At 39.8% G+C, this 16,434-nt stretch carries 19 protein-coding genes; 18 read left to right on the forward strand and 1 reads right to left on the reverse strand.

The window, feature by feature from the left end:
- Positions 1–4: 4 nt before the first annotated feature.
- A complete protein-coding gene (locus EO122_RS06260; protein ID WP_127009835.1) occupies positions 5–541 on the reverse strand; it encodes a hypothetical protein in 537 nt (178 codons plus the stop codon).
- A 357-nt stretch (positions 542–898) separates the two neighbouring features.
- Between EO122_RS06260 and EO122_RS06265 the strand changes: the two genes are divergently transcribed.
- The 18 genes from EO122_RS06265 (at position 899) to EO122_RS06350 (ending at position 16,406) form a co-directional block, all read left to right on the forward strand.
- Entirely contained in the window at positions 899–3,454 is a 2,556-nt protein-coding gene (locus EO122_RS06265) for a glycyl radical protein (protein ID WP_127009836.1), read from the forward strand.
- Between the two features lie 26 nt (positions 3,455–3,480).
- A complete protein-coding gene (locus EO122_RS06270) occupies positions 3,481–4,401 on the forward strand; it encodes a glycyl-radical enzyme activating protein (protein WP_127009837.1) in 921 nt (306 codons plus the stop codon).
- Positions 4,402–4,409: 8 nt separating this feature from the next.
- Positions 4,410–5,180 carry a propanediol utilization microcompartment protein PduB gene (pduB, locus tag EO122_RS06275; protein ID WP_009353719.1) on the forward strand — a complete coding sequence of 257 codons (771 nt, stop codon included), beginning with the start codon at positions 4,410–4,412 and terminating at the stop codon, positions 5,178–5,180.
- Positions 5,181–5,210: 30 nt separating this feature from the next.
- Positions 5,211–5,492 carry a BMC domain-containing protein gene (locus EO122_RS06280; protein ID WP_009353643.1) on the forward strand — a complete coding sequence of 94 codons (282 nt, stop codon included), beginning with the start codon at positions 5,211–5,213 and terminating at the stop codon, positions 5,490–5,492.
- 56 nt (positions 5,493–5,548) lie between these two features.
- Positions 5,549–6,082, forward strand: a complete 534-nt coding sequence (locus tag EO122_RS06285) for a hypothetical protein (RefSeq protein ID WP_127009838.1) — start codon at positions 5,549–5,551, stop codon at positions 6,080–6,082.
- A 22-nt stretch (positions 6,083–6,104) separates the two neighbouring features.
- Complete coding sequence (locus EO122_RS06290) at positions 6,105–6,368, forward strand: EutN/CcmL family microcompartment protein (RefSeq protein WP_126937825.1); 264 nt, start codon at positions 6,105–6,107, stop codon at positions 6,366–6,368.
- 14 nt (positions 6,369–6,382) lie between these two features.
- The gene (locus tag EO122_RS06295; protein ID WP_127009839.1) at positions 6,383–7,705 is read left to right on the forward strand and encodes an aldehyde dehydrogenase; all 1,323 of its coding nucleotides are present in this window, start codon (positions 6,383–6,385) and stop codon (positions 7,703–7,705) included.
- 118 nt (positions 7,706–7,823) lie between these two features.
- Positions 7,824–9,125: a PocR ligand-binding domain-containing protein gene (locus tag EO122_RS06300; RefSeq protein WP_127009840.1), complete on the forward strand. Its 1,302-nt coding sequence runs from the start codon at positions 7,824–7,826 to the stop codon at positions 9,123–9,125.
- A gap of 19 nt (positions 9,126–9,144) precedes the next feature.
- Entirely contained in the window at positions 9,145–10,179 is a 1,035-nt protein-coding gene (locus EO122_RS06305) for an AraC family transcriptional regulator (protein WP_240632672.1), read from the forward strand.
- Complete coding sequence (locus EO122_RS06310) at positions 10,166–10,801, forward strand: phosphate propanoyltransferase (protein WP_127009842.1); 636 nt, start codon at positions 10,166–10,168, stop codon at positions 10,799–10,801. Before EO122_RS06305 ends, EO122_RS06310 begins: the two co-directional genes overlap by 14 nt.
- Before the next feature lie 11 nt (positions 10,802–10,812).
- Positions 10,813–12,216, forward strand: coding sequence for an aldehyde dehydrogenase family protein (locus tag EO122_RS06315; protein ID WP_127009843.1), 1,404 nt, complete (start codon positions 10,813–10,815; stop codon positions 12,214–12,216).
- 11 nt (positions 12,217–12,227) lie between these two features.
- Entirely contained in the window at positions 12,228–12,809 is a 582-nt protein-coding gene (locus tag EO122_RS06320) for a BMC domain-containing protein (protein ID WP_127009844.1), read from the forward strand.
- A gap of 8 nt (positions 12,810–12,817) precedes the next feature.
- A complete protein-coding gene (locus EO122_RS06325; RefSeq protein ID WP_303733696.1) occupies positions 12,818–13,090 on the forward strand; it encodes a BMC domain-containing protein in 273 nt (90 codons plus the stop codon).
- 29 nt (positions 13,091–13,119) lie between these two features.
- Complete coding sequence (locus EO122_RS06330; RefSeq protein ID WP_126937832.1) at positions 13,120–13,653, forward strand: heme-binding protein; 534 nt, start codon at positions 13,120–13,122, stop codon at positions 13,651–13,653.
- A 2-nt stretch (positions 13,654–13,655) separates the two neighbouring features.
- On the forward strand, positions 13,656–14,804 hold the full coding sequence (locus EO122_RS06335; RefSeq protein WP_127009845.1) for a 1-propanol dehydrogenase PduQ: 1,149 nt from the start codon (positions 13,656–13,658) through the stop codon (positions 14,802–14,804).
- Positions 14,805–14,814: 10 nt separating this feature from the next.
- Positions 14,815–15,549, forward strand: a complete 735-nt coding sequence (locus tag EO122_RS06340; RefSeq protein ID WP_127009846.1) for an MIP/aquaporin family protein — start codon at positions 14,815–14,817, stop codon at positions 15,547–15,549.
- Positions 15,550–15,570: 21 nt separating this feature from the next.
- Positions 15,571–15,915 carry an ethanolamine utilization microcompartment protein EutS gene (gene eutS / locus EO122_RS06345; protein ID WP_009353658.1) on the forward strand — a complete coding sequence of 115 codons (345 nt, stop codon included), beginning with the start codon at positions 15,571–15,573 and terminating at the stop codon, positions 15,913–15,915.
- 2 nt (positions 15,916–15,917) lie between these two features.
- Positions 15,918–16,406 carry a EutP/PduV family microcompartment system protein gene (locus tag EO122_RS06350; protein ID WP_127009847.1) on the forward strand — a complete coding sequence of 163 codons (489 nt, stop codon included), beginning with the start codon at positions 15,918–15,920 and terminating at the stop codon, positions 16,404–16,406.
- Positions 16,407–16,434 lie beyond the last annotated feature (28 nt).

Genomic DNA, 16,434 nt, shown 5'->3' on the forward strand with positions numbered 1-16,434 from the left:
CCTCCTATAACAAGGTGAGTAATTCTGATGAAGGATCTGAAATATGGGCGTAACTGACAATTTCTTTTGGATACAATTGTGAAAGTTCCTCTTCAATGGCTTTTAAATCACTATAGGAAGCAGAGATGGTAAGAATACTTTTACCACATAAACCGATTCCAATTTGAAGACTCAGTAATTGCACCTGATGATGCCAAGCTATGTGATTAGCTAGATGAAAGACAGCTACTGATGTGTTACATTCATAGATGCCTAGGTGAGAGATACTAGGCATTTTTTGTTTGTGCTGAAATGTGGAGAGCACATCGGGGTGGAGTCCCGTAATAGTTTTATACTGAATCTGTTTTTCAGATCCTAAGATGAGTTCGATTTGTTGTATCACATCGGTATCTGCAATTAGTACAAAGAAAGCTTTGCCAGGACATATACGGTAATGTTTGACAAAAGAGATGGGATAGTCTTTTAATAACCGATCTAAAAGAGCAAATCCAGCTGCGATACGATTGGTTTCCCAAAGACATATAGCCGTGTGCGATGTCATGGTAATCACCTCCTGCATATAATTACTTTCAGTATAAAGAGAAATATAGGGGACCGCAATAGAGGAAAGTGAAGAGGTGTTTATAGTACCGTGGTTAAGTTTGAATATTACCAAGTCATGATGAAAACATATAGTAAATATGATAATTTTGAAAGGGTAGATGATAACAGCATGAATTTTACATAAAGCGGCAAAAAACTAGAGGTTTGTATTTTACAAAAATTTGGATTGTAAGTTCTTATCAGTTAGATTCTGAAATGTGGTACTATTTTCTTAACAAGCATGCACAGTATTCCATTTACGCATAACTTGGACAGATGCATGAGATATTTTTATACGTTGTAAGGAGGTTAACACATGCTAGAACGAGGATTTAGTAAACCAACAGAACGAATTGAAAAGTTAAGAAAGGTAATTATTGATGCTGTACCACAGGTCGAATCAGAACGTGCAGTTTTAATTACAGAATCTTACAAGGAAACCGAAGGTCAACCTACGATTATCCGTCGTGCCAAAGCTGTTGAAAAAATCTTTAACGAGTTGCCAGTTACAATCCGTGATAATGAACTTGTAGTTGGTTCTATCACAATCAACCCACGCTCCACAGAAATTTGCCCAGAGTTCTCCTACGATTGGGTAGAAAAAGAATTCCATACTATGCATAAACGTATGGCCGATCCATTCGAAATTTCTGAAAAAGTACAACATGAATTGCATGAAGCTTTCAAATATTGGGAAGGTAAAACAACTCACTCCTTAGCAGATTCCTATATGGAACCAGATACAAAAGATTGTATCGCTAATGGTGTATTCACAGTAGGTAACTACTTCTTCGGTGGTGTAGGCCACGTAAACGTAGACTACGGTAAAATTTTAGAAAAAGGTTTCCGCGGTGTATTAGAAGAAACTATTACAGCATTACATGCACTAGACGAAGATGATCCTAGCAGTATTAAGAAAAAACAATTCTACAATGCAGTTATTATCTCCTACAATGCAGCTATTCGATTCGCACATCGCTATGCTGAAAAAGCTCGTGAATTAGCAAGTCAAACATCTTGCCCAACTCGTAAAGCAGAATTACAACAAATTGCCGCTAACTGTGATCGTGTACCTGAATTCGGCGCTCGTAACTTCTGGGAAGCATGTCAATCTTTCTGGTTCTTACAAATCATGGTTCAAATTGAGTCCAATGGTCACTCCATCTCCCCAGGCCGTTTCGACCAATACATGTATCCATACTTAAAAGATGATCCAATTGATCGCGTAAAAGCTCAAGAATTAGTAGACTGCATCTGGGTTAAATTGAACGACATCAACAAAACTCGTGATGAAATCTCTGCACAAGCATTCGCTGGTTATGCAGTATTCCAAAACCTTTGCGTAGGTGGTCAAGATTCTGAAGGTAAAGATGCAACAAACGAAGTATCTTACATGTGTATGGAAGCAGTAGCGCATGTTCGCTTACCAGCTCCATCCTTCTCTGTACGTGTACATCAAAATGCTCCAATGGAATTCTTATATCGCGCTTGCGAAGTATCCCGTTTAGGCTATGGTGTTCCAGCATTCTACAATGACGAAGTAATCATCTTGGCTCTTGTATCTCGTGGCGTAGCATTAAAAGATGCTCGTGACTACTGTATCATCGGTTGTGTTGAACCACAAGCGGGCCATCGTACTGAAGGTTGGCATGATGCGGCGTTCTTCAATATCGCAAAAGTTCTTGAAATTACTCTTAACAACGGACGTTGTAAAGGCAAACAATTGGGACCTAAAACTGGCGAGTTAGAAGAATTAGATACTATGGATAAATTGTTGGCAGCATACCAACAACAAATGGAATACTTCGTTCGTCACTTAGCAAAAGCTGACAATGCTGTTGACTACGCTCACATGGAACGCGCTCCATTGCCATTCATGTCTGCCATGGTTGATGATTGTATTAAACGCGGTAAATCTTGCCAAGAAGGCGGCGCGATCTACAACTTCACAGGCCCTCAAGCATTCGGTGTTGCTGACGCAGGTGACTCCTTATATGCAATCCAAAAAAATATTTTCGAAGACAAACGCTTTACATTAGCTGAATTGCGTGAAGCATTAGAAGCTAACTTCGGTTATAGTGATGGCGCAGCTCCAATTTGCACTCCATCTATTCCAGAATCTACATTAGATGAAGCTCAAATCTATGAAGCAGTTAAGAAAATTTTATCCTCCACAGGATCTATCGACATTGCTACATTGGAATCTCATTTGAAACAAGGTACTGGCACAGGCACAAGCTGTGGATGTAAATCACAAGCTGATCCAAGCAAATATGCAACTATCCGCAATATCTTGAAAAACACTGATTCCTTCGGTAACGATATTGAAGAAGTAGACCAATTCGCATATCGTTGCGGTAAAATCTACTGTAATGAAGTGGATAAATACATGAACCCTCGTGGCGGTCAATTCCAAGCTGGTATCTATCCAGTATCCGCTAACGTATTGTTCGGTAAAGACGTAGCTGCATTACCAGATGGACGTTTAGCAACTGAACCATTGGCTGACGGTGTATCCCCTCGCCAAGGTAACGACGTAAACGGTCCTACAGCGGCTTCCAACTCCGTAGCAAAATTAGACCATGCGCAAGCATCTAATGGTACATTGTACAACCAAAAATTCACACCAGCTGCGGTAGGTGGCGAACAAGGTTTGAAAAACTTCGTATCTATCATTAAGAGCTTCTTCGATAAAAAAGGTAGCCATGTTCAATTCAACGTTGTAGATAAACAAACATTGTTAGATGCACAAGAACATCCAGAAGATAACCAAGACTTGATCGTTCGTGTAGCAGGTTACAGTGCTCACTTCGTAACATTGGCTAAAGAAGTACAAGACGATATCATTAATCGTACAGAACATGAAATGTAGGTACATAATATAAAGGATAAGTTCGTATGGAATCAGTAGATTATAGTGTACAAGGCACTGTATTTGATATTCAACGCTTTTCCATTCACGATGGACCAGGAATCCGGACAATCGTATTTTTGAAAGGCTGTCCATTACGATGTAAATGGTGTTCTAATCCAGAATCACAGCAGTATTATCCTGAAGTAGTGTATCGAAAACAACTCTGTATTGGTTGTAAAGCTTGTCAGGCAGTTTGCCCTAAACAGGCCATTGCCGATAGCAACCCGTACTGGATCGACCGTACACTCTGCGACAACTGTTCAGAGTGTACCATGGTCTGTCCGACTAGTGCCCTTTCTATGAAAGGTAAGTTGATGACCGTTGAACAAGTGGTGCGGGAATTGAAAAAAGATGCAACGCAGTATTTCCGCTCTAATGGCGGCATCACCTTATCTGGTGGAGAGGCATTGACACAACCAAAGTTTGCTAAAGAAATCTTTAAAGCTTGTAAAGCACAAGGATGGCATACCGCAATAGAAACAGAAGGGTATTATGACACAAAGATTGTAGAAGAGATTATGCCGTACATCGACTTAGTTCTACTAGATATCAAAAGCGTCAATCCAGAGCAACATAAAAAGTTCACTGGTGTGGATAACGCAAGGATTAGAGAGTCGGCTAAAGTCATACAGTCTATCACAAATACAACAGTGCGTGTTCCTACGATTCCTGGGTTTAATGCGAGCGAAGAAGATATTCGTGGCATAGCAGAGTTTGTGAAGGAAAATATGCCTAATGTTCATGATATTCACTTGTTGCCATATCACAATTATGGGCAAGGGAAATATGAATTATTGGGACGTGAATATGAATTAGAAAATACACCAAAGATTCCAGAAGAAGAAATGGAAACGTATAAAAAAATAGTAGAATCATATGGTTTAAACTGTATTATTGGTGGTTAGGAGGTACTATGGATACAGCATTATTAGAAAAAGTGATGGGTCAAGTATCAGAAGAACTTGGCATTAAAAAGCCGCAAGGCACAACAGCAGGATCCATCGGAGTTACTGAATTTGTAGGTACTGCAATGGGCGATACAATTGGTCTTGTGATTGCCAGCGTGGATCCATTATTAACAGAAACAATGGGATTGGGAAAATTCAAATCCATCGGTATTATCGGCGGTCGTGTAGGCGCAGGCCCACAAATTATGGCTGTGGATGATGCTATCAAAGCAACGAATACTGAAATTATTACAGTAGAATTGCCTCGCGATACTAAAGGTGGCGCAGGTCATGGATCCTTGATCTATATCGGTGCTCATGATGTATCCGATGCTCGTCGAGCTGTTGAAATTGCATTAGAAGCTGTTCCAAAATACTTTGGAGATGTATACGCTAATGATGCAGGTCACTTGGAATTCCAATACACAGCACGGGCAAGCTATTGTTTAGAAGCCGTATTCAACACTCCATTAGGTAGATCTTTTGGTATGGTATGTGCAGGTCCAGCAGCAATTGGTGCCGTACTTGCGGATACAGCAGTGAAATCTGCCAATGTAGAAGTTGTTTCCTACGCATCCCCTAAATCTGGTACAAGTTTCTCTAACGAAGTGATCTTAACATTCTCTGGAGATTCTGGTGCGGTTCGTCAAGCTGTGAAAGCGGCTCGAGAAGTGGGTATTAAATTGCTTGGTGCTTTAGGTGACACACCTACATCGAGTACAACACCATACATTTAATAGGTCAGTATAGAAACATAGGAGGATATTATGGTTTCAGATGCATTAGGAATGGTAGAAACAAAAGGTTTAGTAAGTGCGATTGAAGCAGCAGATGCTATGGTAAAAGCTGCTAACGTAAACTTAGTAGGCTATGAAAAAATCGGTTCTGGATTAGTAACAGTTATGGTTCGTGGTGATGTTGGTGCAGTAAAAGCAGCTGTTGAAGCTGGCGCAGTAGCAGCTCGTGCGGTAGGCGAAGTTGTATCCTTACACGTTATCCCTCGTCCTCACATCGATACAGAACGTATTATTCCAACTCTTAAAGCGTAATGTAGCGTGGCATATGAGGCACTGTCCTTATATGCCACTACTTTAGAGGAGGCACTATGAAAGATAGAGACCTATCTAGGCTCCTAGAAGACATGGTGGCACGTATTTTAGCAGAACAATCTCAAGAACAAAATGTAAGAAAATTATATGTGGTTTTTGATGAACAGTGGCATCACGAAAATTATGCACTGGCGAATCAACTGACTACCTGTAATTTTACACAAGTTCATGCCATTGTTCCTAAGAATGGTGATCCAGAAATGGAACGCCGAGTGAAAGAAATTCATCCTTTTCTTATGCGATATCCCTATGGAGAGGAACCAGCTTTCACAGAACACGATTGCATAGTATTACCTTATATAGGAAGAAATGATGTCATTCATATTGCGTTAGGCTATAGTCAATCGGATCTGTCGGAAGTGGTAAAGAAAGCTTTTACAGCAGGTGCTAGTATCTATGTACTACCAACATCCATAGAGCCTTTATCAGGAAAAGAACCAGGTCCCTACCAACAGATGGTGCAAGGGTACTATCAAAAAATATTTGAATTAGGGATACAATACATAGACCATATTCGTCACATGAATTGAGTCCTATGAGATAGGAGTAAGCATGTATTTAGCAAAAGTAATTGGTAATGTTGTAGCAACGAAAAAAAGTGATACCCTATTAGGATATAAGCTGATGATTGTACAGCCTGTCGATGCATCGCTTTCGCCAGCTCATAGAGAACAAGTAGCAGCTGATTTTGTAGGGGCTGGTGTAGGTGAATATGTGCTAGTTGGAACGGGGTCTTCAGTACGTGTGGAAGAAAACCGAAAAGGTGCTACCATAGATTTAGCGATCATTGGTATTGTAGACTCTGTTGTTATTTAGTAAGGAGGCAAAATATGGGAACCCAAGGGGGGATATTTTCCTCAGTAACACAGGTTGTGCATGCATCAAAACAAGCATTTCACATCTATCAAAAGTTGAGTCTACGGGAACGGAAGCAATTAATTCAAGCCATCCGTGAAGGATTACGAGGCTATTGTCTAGAATTTGCCACACTAGCTTGTGAAGAAACAGGTATGGGTAAAGCCGAAGATAAGGCGATTAAGATTAAACTTGCTTTGGAAGAGACGCCAGGCCCAGAAGACTTGATTACAGGAACTACGCAAGGGGAAAATGGAATTGTCTTAACAGAACCCTTTCCATATGGTGTTGTATGTGCGATACATCCAAGTACCAATCCTTGTGAAACGTTGATCAATAATACAATTAGTTTGTTATCAGCAGGAAACGTAGTGATTCATTGTCCACATCCAAGAGCCATGGAAGTATCTAAATATATTACGAAAGTAATGAACAAAATTATTTTAGATAAATTTGGCATATGTAACTTGATTACTACACCAGATACTTGTTCCTTATCATATCTTAATGAAATAATGAATCATCCTGATGTGGAATTAATTTTGTCTACCGGTGGGTCAGATGCAGCTAGAAGTGCATTAGCCTGTGGTAAGAAAGTCATTTCAGCAGGTCCAGCGAACCCTACATTTGTGGTAGATGAAACGGCTGATATCGATCGGGCAGCGTATTGCATTCACAAAGGTGCATCCTTCGATCACAATATTACTTGTACGTCGGAGAAAAATGTCATTATTGTAGGCTCTGTATTGCCAGCATTTCGAGAGGCCTTAGAAAGACTCAATGTGTATTATGTGGATTCAGTGGGAGAAATGTTGCAATTATCGAAAATTCTCTTGACTGAAGATATGGAAGTGAATCGTCAATATGGCGGTAAATCGGCAGATGAGATTTTAAAAGATGCAGGAATCCATACGGCTCGTTCCTATGATTTGATTGCTGTAGAAACTGTTAAAATCCATCCATTTGTGACACAGGAAATATTAGCTCCATTGATTACAGTGGTGAAAGCTAGTAACTTTGAAAGTGCTCTACAAATTGCTGTCGATGCAGAACAAGGGTATCACCATACAGCAGGCATTCATTCTCGGGACACGGAACGGTTGCGACAAGCAGCCAAAGCCTTCCGAACTACGATCTTTGTGAAAAATGGATGTTCCTTAGATGGGATTGGTATCTGTGGAGTAGGTGCTACGTCTTTCACAATTGCCAATGTCACTGGTGAAGGAGCTATCACAGCAAAAGATTTAGTTCGTCGCAGGCGATGCGTGTATGTAGAAACGCTATGTTCTTATACATAATATCTATGAGTAAATTTCATGATAAAAATCATATTTTTAAGCATGATTTTTGCAATTACTGTCGAATACTATAAGTAGAGATATTTTACATATTGTATAAGAAAGGTAATGAAAAGGAATGCCACGAAATACATTTGAAGACAATCGAAATGAAGAATCACGACTGGATATTATGACTGTCATAGGTCATGATTTATTGGAAGGGATCCAAGAAGCGGTTGCCAACGTGACAGGAATAGCTTTTGTGACAGTAGATTATAAAGGTGATGTATTAACAGAAGCAACGCGGTTTTGCAACTATTGTAAGAAAATAAGAGATAACCCTACATCGTCATTATTGTGTAAGTTATCCGATGCATCTGGTGCGATTATTGCAGCCACTAACAAAGAGGTGAGCATTTACATTTGTCCTTGCGGACTTTTAGAAATTGCTATACCAATTATCGTGGATGGTCATTATTTAGGCGGATTTATCGGCGGACAGATTCTATGTGATGATGTACCAGATACAATAGTCCGATTGAGTAAAAATATGGTGCCTGGTGGATCGCAATTGGTGAACCAAGACATCGAAACTACGAATCCGGAAGAGTTAGCAGATATAAAACGGTATAGCTATTGTGAAATGCTGTCCATTGCAAAACTAGTGGAGTTTATTATTAATCAACTCACGAATCATGAAATTGTATCGAATAGAAATAAACAAAAGAATTTAAATCGTATAGAAGCATTAGAAAAAGAAGTATTAGAAGCAGAAGATAAGATTTGCTGTTTACAAAGTGAGCTAGAAAAGTATAAGCGCTATGTAGATATGGTGCGTAACTGTAAATTACTTAGCGTAGTAGATAGCTTATCTGTAGTAGAAGAAGCAGAAAAAACGGAAGCAGCGATTCTCGATTATATTCATGTATTGGCACTTCATCATGATAATTTATTTGAAACAAGTATCAAAGAAGAGTGCTCGCGCATCGAATCTACAGTAGCTCTCTTAAACTATCGTGAAGATTGCCACATAGGCTGGCATATAGATGTTGGTGAGAGTCTATGGCCCTACATGTTACCATCCTATAGTATATGGCAATATGTATATCAAGTGGTTGAACGAGTACAACAAGAGGGGCATGCAAAGATTTCCATGAAATTACATGCAGAGCTTCAAGGTGATCAAGTCTGTATTGTTATAGAAGATGACACATTGCGGATTCATTCTGATGAAGTACTTGTATTACACAAATTACTACAAGATGTGACGAGATTAATACATGGAGATACGATAGAATCAAACTTATCTCCAATGAGTCAAGCTATTTTAAAATTACACCAGACGTTTATAGAATACCATGGCACTTCTGCTAAAGTACATTGTTATCCATTGCCAGAGGGTGGGATGCAGGTGATGTTATCCTATCCAGTAGAATAAGACAAGGAGGTATTTTGTGATGAAGATACTTTTGGTAGATACCGATAAGTTGCATATGAAAGCACTACAAAAGCGAATTGCACTCCATATGCAAGCGGAGGTTATCTGCATTAGTACATATCAAGAAGTACTTTCTTTACCGAAGGAAGAAATAATTTCTGTCGCTTATATAGCAATGGATATTAGTCATCAAAAAGCAGGTGATATAATTCGACATATGTATTATACCTATCCAACATGCCGGATTGTAATGATGTTGAATAAAGAAATGCAAGCTGTTAACCAAATGACTATGAAATATTCCGGAATTGGATATTTATATAAACCTTTTAGCTGGGATGAATTTTATAAATGGATTCCAGAAAAAGGAATACCCAAAGAAAAAGAGATCACAGGGGAATCCCTAGATCTGTTGGACGGAATTGTACAAGGCTTTCAGCAAGGTGATTTTGAGGTAGCCTATGACAGATTATACCAAGTATGTCAGTATACACAGAAACATAGTAATAGCCAGTCAATTGCCAATGAATTGTATGCACTAGTAGATCAGGTACAACAAAAGGTCTTAGACACCCACACATCGATGATACATACGATGGAGGGAAAGATACCGTTGGAACCTATGCATACAAAATATCCAGAAGGGCTAGGTACATGGACATTTAAAATGGTTGATTTCCTATTTATGAAACTATATCAAGGGAAACAAGACATTTTGCATAATGTTCTCTACTATATTCACACACATATACAAGAAGATATTTCCTTAAAAGATATAGTTGTTTCTTGTAATGTAAGCCAAGGCTACATTAGTCGTATATTCAAGCATAAGTTAAATATGACGATTATGCAGTATATACACAAGAAAAAAATTAATTTAGCGAAGGAATATATACTTGGGACGGAAAAGAGCGGATCCTATATTGCCAACATATTGGGATATAGTGATGTGAGCTATTTCTGTAAAATTTTCAAAAAACATGAACATAAAACAATCTCACAATATCGAGATCAAGTCATTAATGGATTGGTGGAAACCTATGAAACAATCTGAGTATTTACATTTAGTAACGGAACGCGTCATAGCAAAGTTACAAGAATTGAATAGATGTAGCGTACCAATTGGTGTTTCAAATCGTCATGTTCATGTATCAAAAGAAGCATATACCGTTTTATTTGGACAAGATGAACTGACAAAAAAAGTAGACTTGAAACAACCAGGACAATATGCTGCAAATGAAACAGTAACTCTAGTAGGACCAAAAGGTAGTATTGAAAAAGTGCGTATTTTGGGACCTTTTAGAAATGATACACAAGTGGAGATCTCTCTAACAGATTCATTTACGTTGGGAGTACCAGGCGTGATACGTGAATCTGGTGATTTACGGGAAACTCCAGGTATAACGTTACTAGGACCGAAAGGGAAATTAACGATTTCTCAAGGTGTCATCGTAGCGCATCGACATATCCATATGCATCCTGACGATGCAAGACGTATGGGCGTGGTCGATAAAGAACGGGTGACAGTGACTGTGCATGGAGAACGAGAACTGACATTTTCCAATGTGATTATTCGAGTATCGCCAAAATTTGCTTTAGAAATGCATATTGATGTAGATGAAGCGAATGCAGGACGCATAAAAAACAGTGATATTGGAATTGTATCGAAGTCATAGAGGAGATACAAATGAACTTAGAAATGATTGAAAGTATAGTAAAACAAGTAGTGAAAGATTTACAACAAGAAGGCGTAGGTATGGAAACAACTCGCTATGAATATGGCGTGTTCGATACTATGGAGGCCGCGATTGATGCTAGTGAAGTGGCACAAAGAGAGTTGTTAGCCTTTTCATTACAAGAACGCAATGCATTTGTGGATGCCATTCGTGAAACTGTGTTGCAAAAAGATCATTTAGAAATGATTTCACTCATGGCAGTAGAAGAAACAGGCATTGGTAGATATAGTGATAAATTGATTAAAAACCGAGTAGCTGCGGTGAAAACACCAGGTAAAGAGGTGCTGGAAACTCGTGCTATGACAGGTCACGATGGATTAACAATTGAAGAGTTTTGTCCATTTGGCGTGATTGGTGCCATAACACCAACAACGAACCCGACAGAAACAATTATCAATAATTCTATCTCCATGATCGTAGGCGGTAATACAGTAGTATTCAGCCCACATCCAAGAGCTAAAAAAGTATCTACCATTTTAGTGCAAATGATCAATAAAGCATTAGAAGCGGCAGGTGCTCCGAACAACTTGGTAACAATGGTGCGTGAACCATCAATTGAAAGCACACAATGCATGATGAACCATCCAAAAGTAAGACTTTTAGTAGCTACCGGTGGGCCTGGCATTGTGAACCAAGTCTTATCATCTGGTAAAAAAGCGATTGGTGCCGGCGCTGGTAACCCTCCAGTAGTTGTAGATGAAACAGCACATATTGAACAAGCAGCGAAAGATATCGTACGTGGTGCAAGTTTTGATAACAATGTACCATGTATTGCTGAAAAAGAAGTATTTGTTGTGGAATCTGTGGCAGATCAATTGGTATACCATATGAAAAAGAATGGTGCTTATGAAATTACTGATATGTCTATGTTAGATACATTAGTTGAAAAAGTAACTAAGAAAGATGGTAAACCAAATCCAGACTTTGTAGGTAAATCGGCTAAAGATTTATTAGCATTAGTAGGTATTGTGGTAGATGACAGCATTCGTTTAATCATTGCTCGTACATCAGAACATCATCACCTAGTAACAGAAGAAATGATGATGCCAATTTTACCAATCGTAGCAGTTCCAAATGTAGACATTGCTATCGAATGTGCGTACCACGCAGAATTGGGAAATCGTCATACAGCAATGATGCACTCTCAAAACTTAGAAAAATTATCTAAAATGGCACGGTTACTAGAAACTACAATTTTTGTTAAGAATGCTCCATCCTATGCAGGTATTGGTGTAGGTGGCGAAGGTCACACTACATTTACCATTGCAGGACCAACAGGAGAAGGCATTACTTGTGCAAGATCATTCTGTCGTATCCGTCGTTGTGTATTAAGCGAAGCATTTAGCTTGAGATAAGTGAGGCTTATATGAATCAATCGTTAGGACTATTAGAAGTAAAAGGCTTGTTAGGCGCCATTACCATGTCAGATGTCATGGTAAAAGCATCTAACGTGCACGTAGTAAATATTGATAGAGCTAATGGTTTTGGTTGGTTTACTGTGAAAGTAGTAGGCGATGTGGGAGCTGTACAATCAGCTGTTGAAGCAGGCGCTATGGTGGCAAAAAAGATGGGTTGTTTCGTAAGTTCTAAAGTGATTCCAAGAGTATCGCAAACCGTTATCGATGTATTCTTGCAAGAAGAAACGGCACCTGCGAAGGAAGAGCCGATAGCAGAAGTTGTGGAAGAAGCTACAGTAGAACCTGCGCCAGTGGAAGAAACACCTTCTGTTCCCGTGACAGGAGAGGTGGACCCAGCGGTAGAAACCGTAATAGTGGAACCAGCAGAAACAACAGAAGCAACTATAGCAGAAGCCATTTCTGAGCTAACAAACATTGTGATTGGTGAAGAATCTACACCATCTATAACAGAAGTAGCACCAAAAGCTACAGGATCTAAGAAATCAACAAAATCGACTAAAACTAAAAAGAAAAGTAGTTCTAAAAAATAAGGAGGTTTATCATGAATAACGCATTAGGCATGGTAGAAACAAAAGGTTTAGTAGCAGCTATTGAAGCAGCAGATGCAATGGTAAAAGCATCCAATGTAGAATTAACTGGTTATGAAAAAATCGGTTCTGGTTTAGTAACAGTTATGGTTCGTGGTGATGTTGGTGCTGTTAAAGCAGCCGTAGAAGCTGGTGCAGTAGCAGCTGGTAACGTAGGCCAAGTTGTATCTACTCACGTAATTCCTCGTCCACATCACGATGTAGAAACATTGTTGACTAAATAGTAGGATAGCCTTTAGTAAGGAGGATGGACATGGATATTTATGATTCAGTCCGAGACATTATTGCAAACATAGAGCGCGTACCATCCACTACACAAGAGGGGATTGCCCCCATTGGGCAAGCAGCACAGTGGTTGAGACATACGGGAATTACCGTTGAATCCGTGGTGGATACTGTCGTTGAAGCCTGTGAACAAGAGGCGAAACGATTGGGGATTCCTGTAGTGATTGCTATTGTGGATGCTAGCGGATCGTTAGTGTATCAACGGCGTATGGAACGAGCTTTAGGTGTGAGCATAGAACTAGCCCCTAACAAGGCCTATACAGCAGTCTCTTTTCGATGCGGAACAGAGAAGCTAGGACAGATAGTGCAACCAGGGACTCCTCTTTATGGTGTTGAGACGATGGTGAAAAGACCCATAGTCTTATTTGGCGGTGGTGAGCCACTAATGCTAGGAAATCATCTAATCGGTGGTCTAGGCATTAGTGGTGGCACTGTAGAAGAAGATGTGCTCATAGTGAACGCAGGACTACGAGCTTTTCAATCATATATACAAGGGGCGTAATTATGGAATCATGGTCTTTTAAAACTCAAATTTTTACGGGACAAACCGAAAATTCTACCAATGGTACCAAAACAGATGCCTTAGAGAGACTTCGAGTACTTGAAGGAGAACGCGTTTTTATTATCTGTGATCCTTTTCTAGAAGGAACACCAGCATTGCAAACTGTGATTAACTTTGTGAATACCAATAATACATATGTAGTGTATTCTGATGTTGTACCAGACCCTCCTATTGATTCTATTGTTAAAGGAGTTGAGGTTCTACATAAAGAACAAGCCACAGTTATGATTGTCATTGGTGGTGGCTCTGCTATTGATACAGCGAAAGGAATCAACTATTTCTGTAAAACTATTTATGGTGTAGGAGTTAAAAAATTTATTGCCATTCCTACAACAAGTGGTACAGGATCAGAAGTTACATCCTTTGCGGTTATCACAGACACAAAAACAGGAATAAAATATCCTTTGGTAGATGAAAGTTTATTACCAGATGAAGCGATTTTGACAACATTCTTTGTAAAATCTGCGCCGGCCAAGGTAACTGCTTATAGTGGAATGGACGTCTTGGTGCATGCTATGGAAGCATTAGTAGCTACAGAAGCTAACAATTTTACAGATGCATTAGCAGAAAAAGCGATAGAATTAGTCATTAAAAACTTACCAATATGTGTAGAGCGTGGAACAGATGAAGCAGCTCGAGCATCGATGCACGAAGCATCCTGCATGGCAGGTCTTGCATTTAACCAAGCGGGTCTTGGTATTACCCATGCCCTAGCACATCAATTAGGCGGGCAATTCCATGTGCCGCATGGCTTAGCTAACTCTATGCTATTGCCGTATGTCATTATGTATAATGCAGCCAACTCTAATACGGCTAAATTAAAATACATTTCGATTGCACAAAAACTCTCCTTAACCACCGAATCTGATGATGAAAGTGCACAAATTGCTGCTTTAGTACGATGTGCACAATCTTTAGCGCGTCGAGTGGGTTGCATTATAACAATGAAAGAGTTTGGTGTTGATGAAGTTTCCTTTAAGGAATCCTTCCCTACATTAGTGCAACAGGCAATGGTGGATCGTACCTACCCAGGTAACCCATATGCAGCCACAAAAGAAGATTTAACACGTATATTAACATGTATTATATGAGGTAACACATATGGATGCTACACAAGTGTATGTTAGTGAATTTATCGGTACAGCTATTTTAATGGCGTTCGGTAGTAGTTGTAACGCTGGATTATTACTTAAAAATACAATCACAAGCGCAATTAAAACAAACTGGATTGGTTTGATGTTTGGTTGGGGATTTGCAGTTACATTTGCAGTCTATGTGGCCGTTCACTTAGGTGGGGTAGGACACTTGAACCCAGCATTAACGATTGCTTTCGCAGCGGGTGGATTATTCCCTCCTGAGTTAGTATTGGGAGCTATTATTGCTCAATTATTAGGTGGCTTTGTTGGAGCAGGAATTACGATGCTACATTATTATCCTCACTTCAAGATTACTGGCCCAGATGAAGGAAACTGCGTAGGTATTTTTGCTACAGGTCCAGCTTGTGATGAACGCGCTTGGAATTTACTATCTGAAATTATTGCTACTTTCTTATTCATCTTTTGTGTACTTTTCTTGGGACCGATGGCTGATGGTTTAGCACCACTTATTATTGGTTTCCTTGTAGCAAGTATCGGTTTCTCCTTCGGTGGAACTACAGGCTTTGCTTTGAATCCTGCTCGTGACTTTACTCCACGTTTGGCATATGCAATTTTACCACTTCCTAATAAAGGAACTGCTAACATGGGTTATGCATGGGTACCGATTGTAGGACCAACTATTGGCGCACTGTTAGCAGTGGGTGCATTTAACTGGCTACATGCAGCTTTACATTTATAATTTGAAAGGGGGGTATATCTGATGCTAGATAAGCAACGTATCATTCAAGAGTCAGTGCCAGGGAAACAAGTCACATTGGCCCATGTGCTGGCGAATCCTAAACGGGACTTATACAGTAAACTAGGTTTGGATAGCGAAGGCCGTAGTGCTGTAGGTATTTTGACGATTACTCCAGGGGAAGCAGCTATCATAGCAGGAGATATGGCCTCTAAAGCAGCGAATGTACATATCGAATTTATTGATCGATTCTCAGGGGCTGTGCTGATATCAGGAGATGTTTCCAGCGTAGAGGTATCACTCTCTAGTGTATTACAGGGATTTTCGGAATTGCTACAGTTTAGCGTAGTTCCTCTTACAAGGAGCTAACCGTGGATACCTTGCGTAGTACTCTGTGGGTTGGTAGCACCTATAGTCATGTGGAAACCGTGGTACAACGTCTTTTGGGCGTAAAGAAGACCTTATCACGGCCAATGGCGGTGTATCGTGAAGGCAATTGTGTGCTAACTCCTGGAGAGTATATTGAAAATCCTTGGTATTTTTCTGCTCTTTTAGTGTCATCCTACGATGTGGATACAGTGGTATTGGGCTACCGCTTAGGAGAACCGTTTAATCCCTACCCACCAGCTACGGCAGGAGCCTTTAATCGCAACGTAGTAGGCGTTGTAGTTATGAATGATGCATTAGATACGTCTCAGATTGGTGAAAGTGTTCGCCTATTGCAACTTGCGGGTGCTAATGACATCTGTGTCGTAGTAGATCATGCAGAAGACATACAAGATATAAACTTCATACAAGGTATTCCTATGGTGATCTATGGATATGAAGCTCTTAGAGAGCTGTTATCTGTAAAGGAATAACATCACCATGGTGTGCGGATAGAAGAGC

The organism is Veillonella sp. CHU110 (genome assembly GCF_003992255.1).
Taxonomy (GTDB): domain Bacteria; phylum Bacillota; class Negativicutes; order Veillonellales; family Veillonellaceae; genus F0422.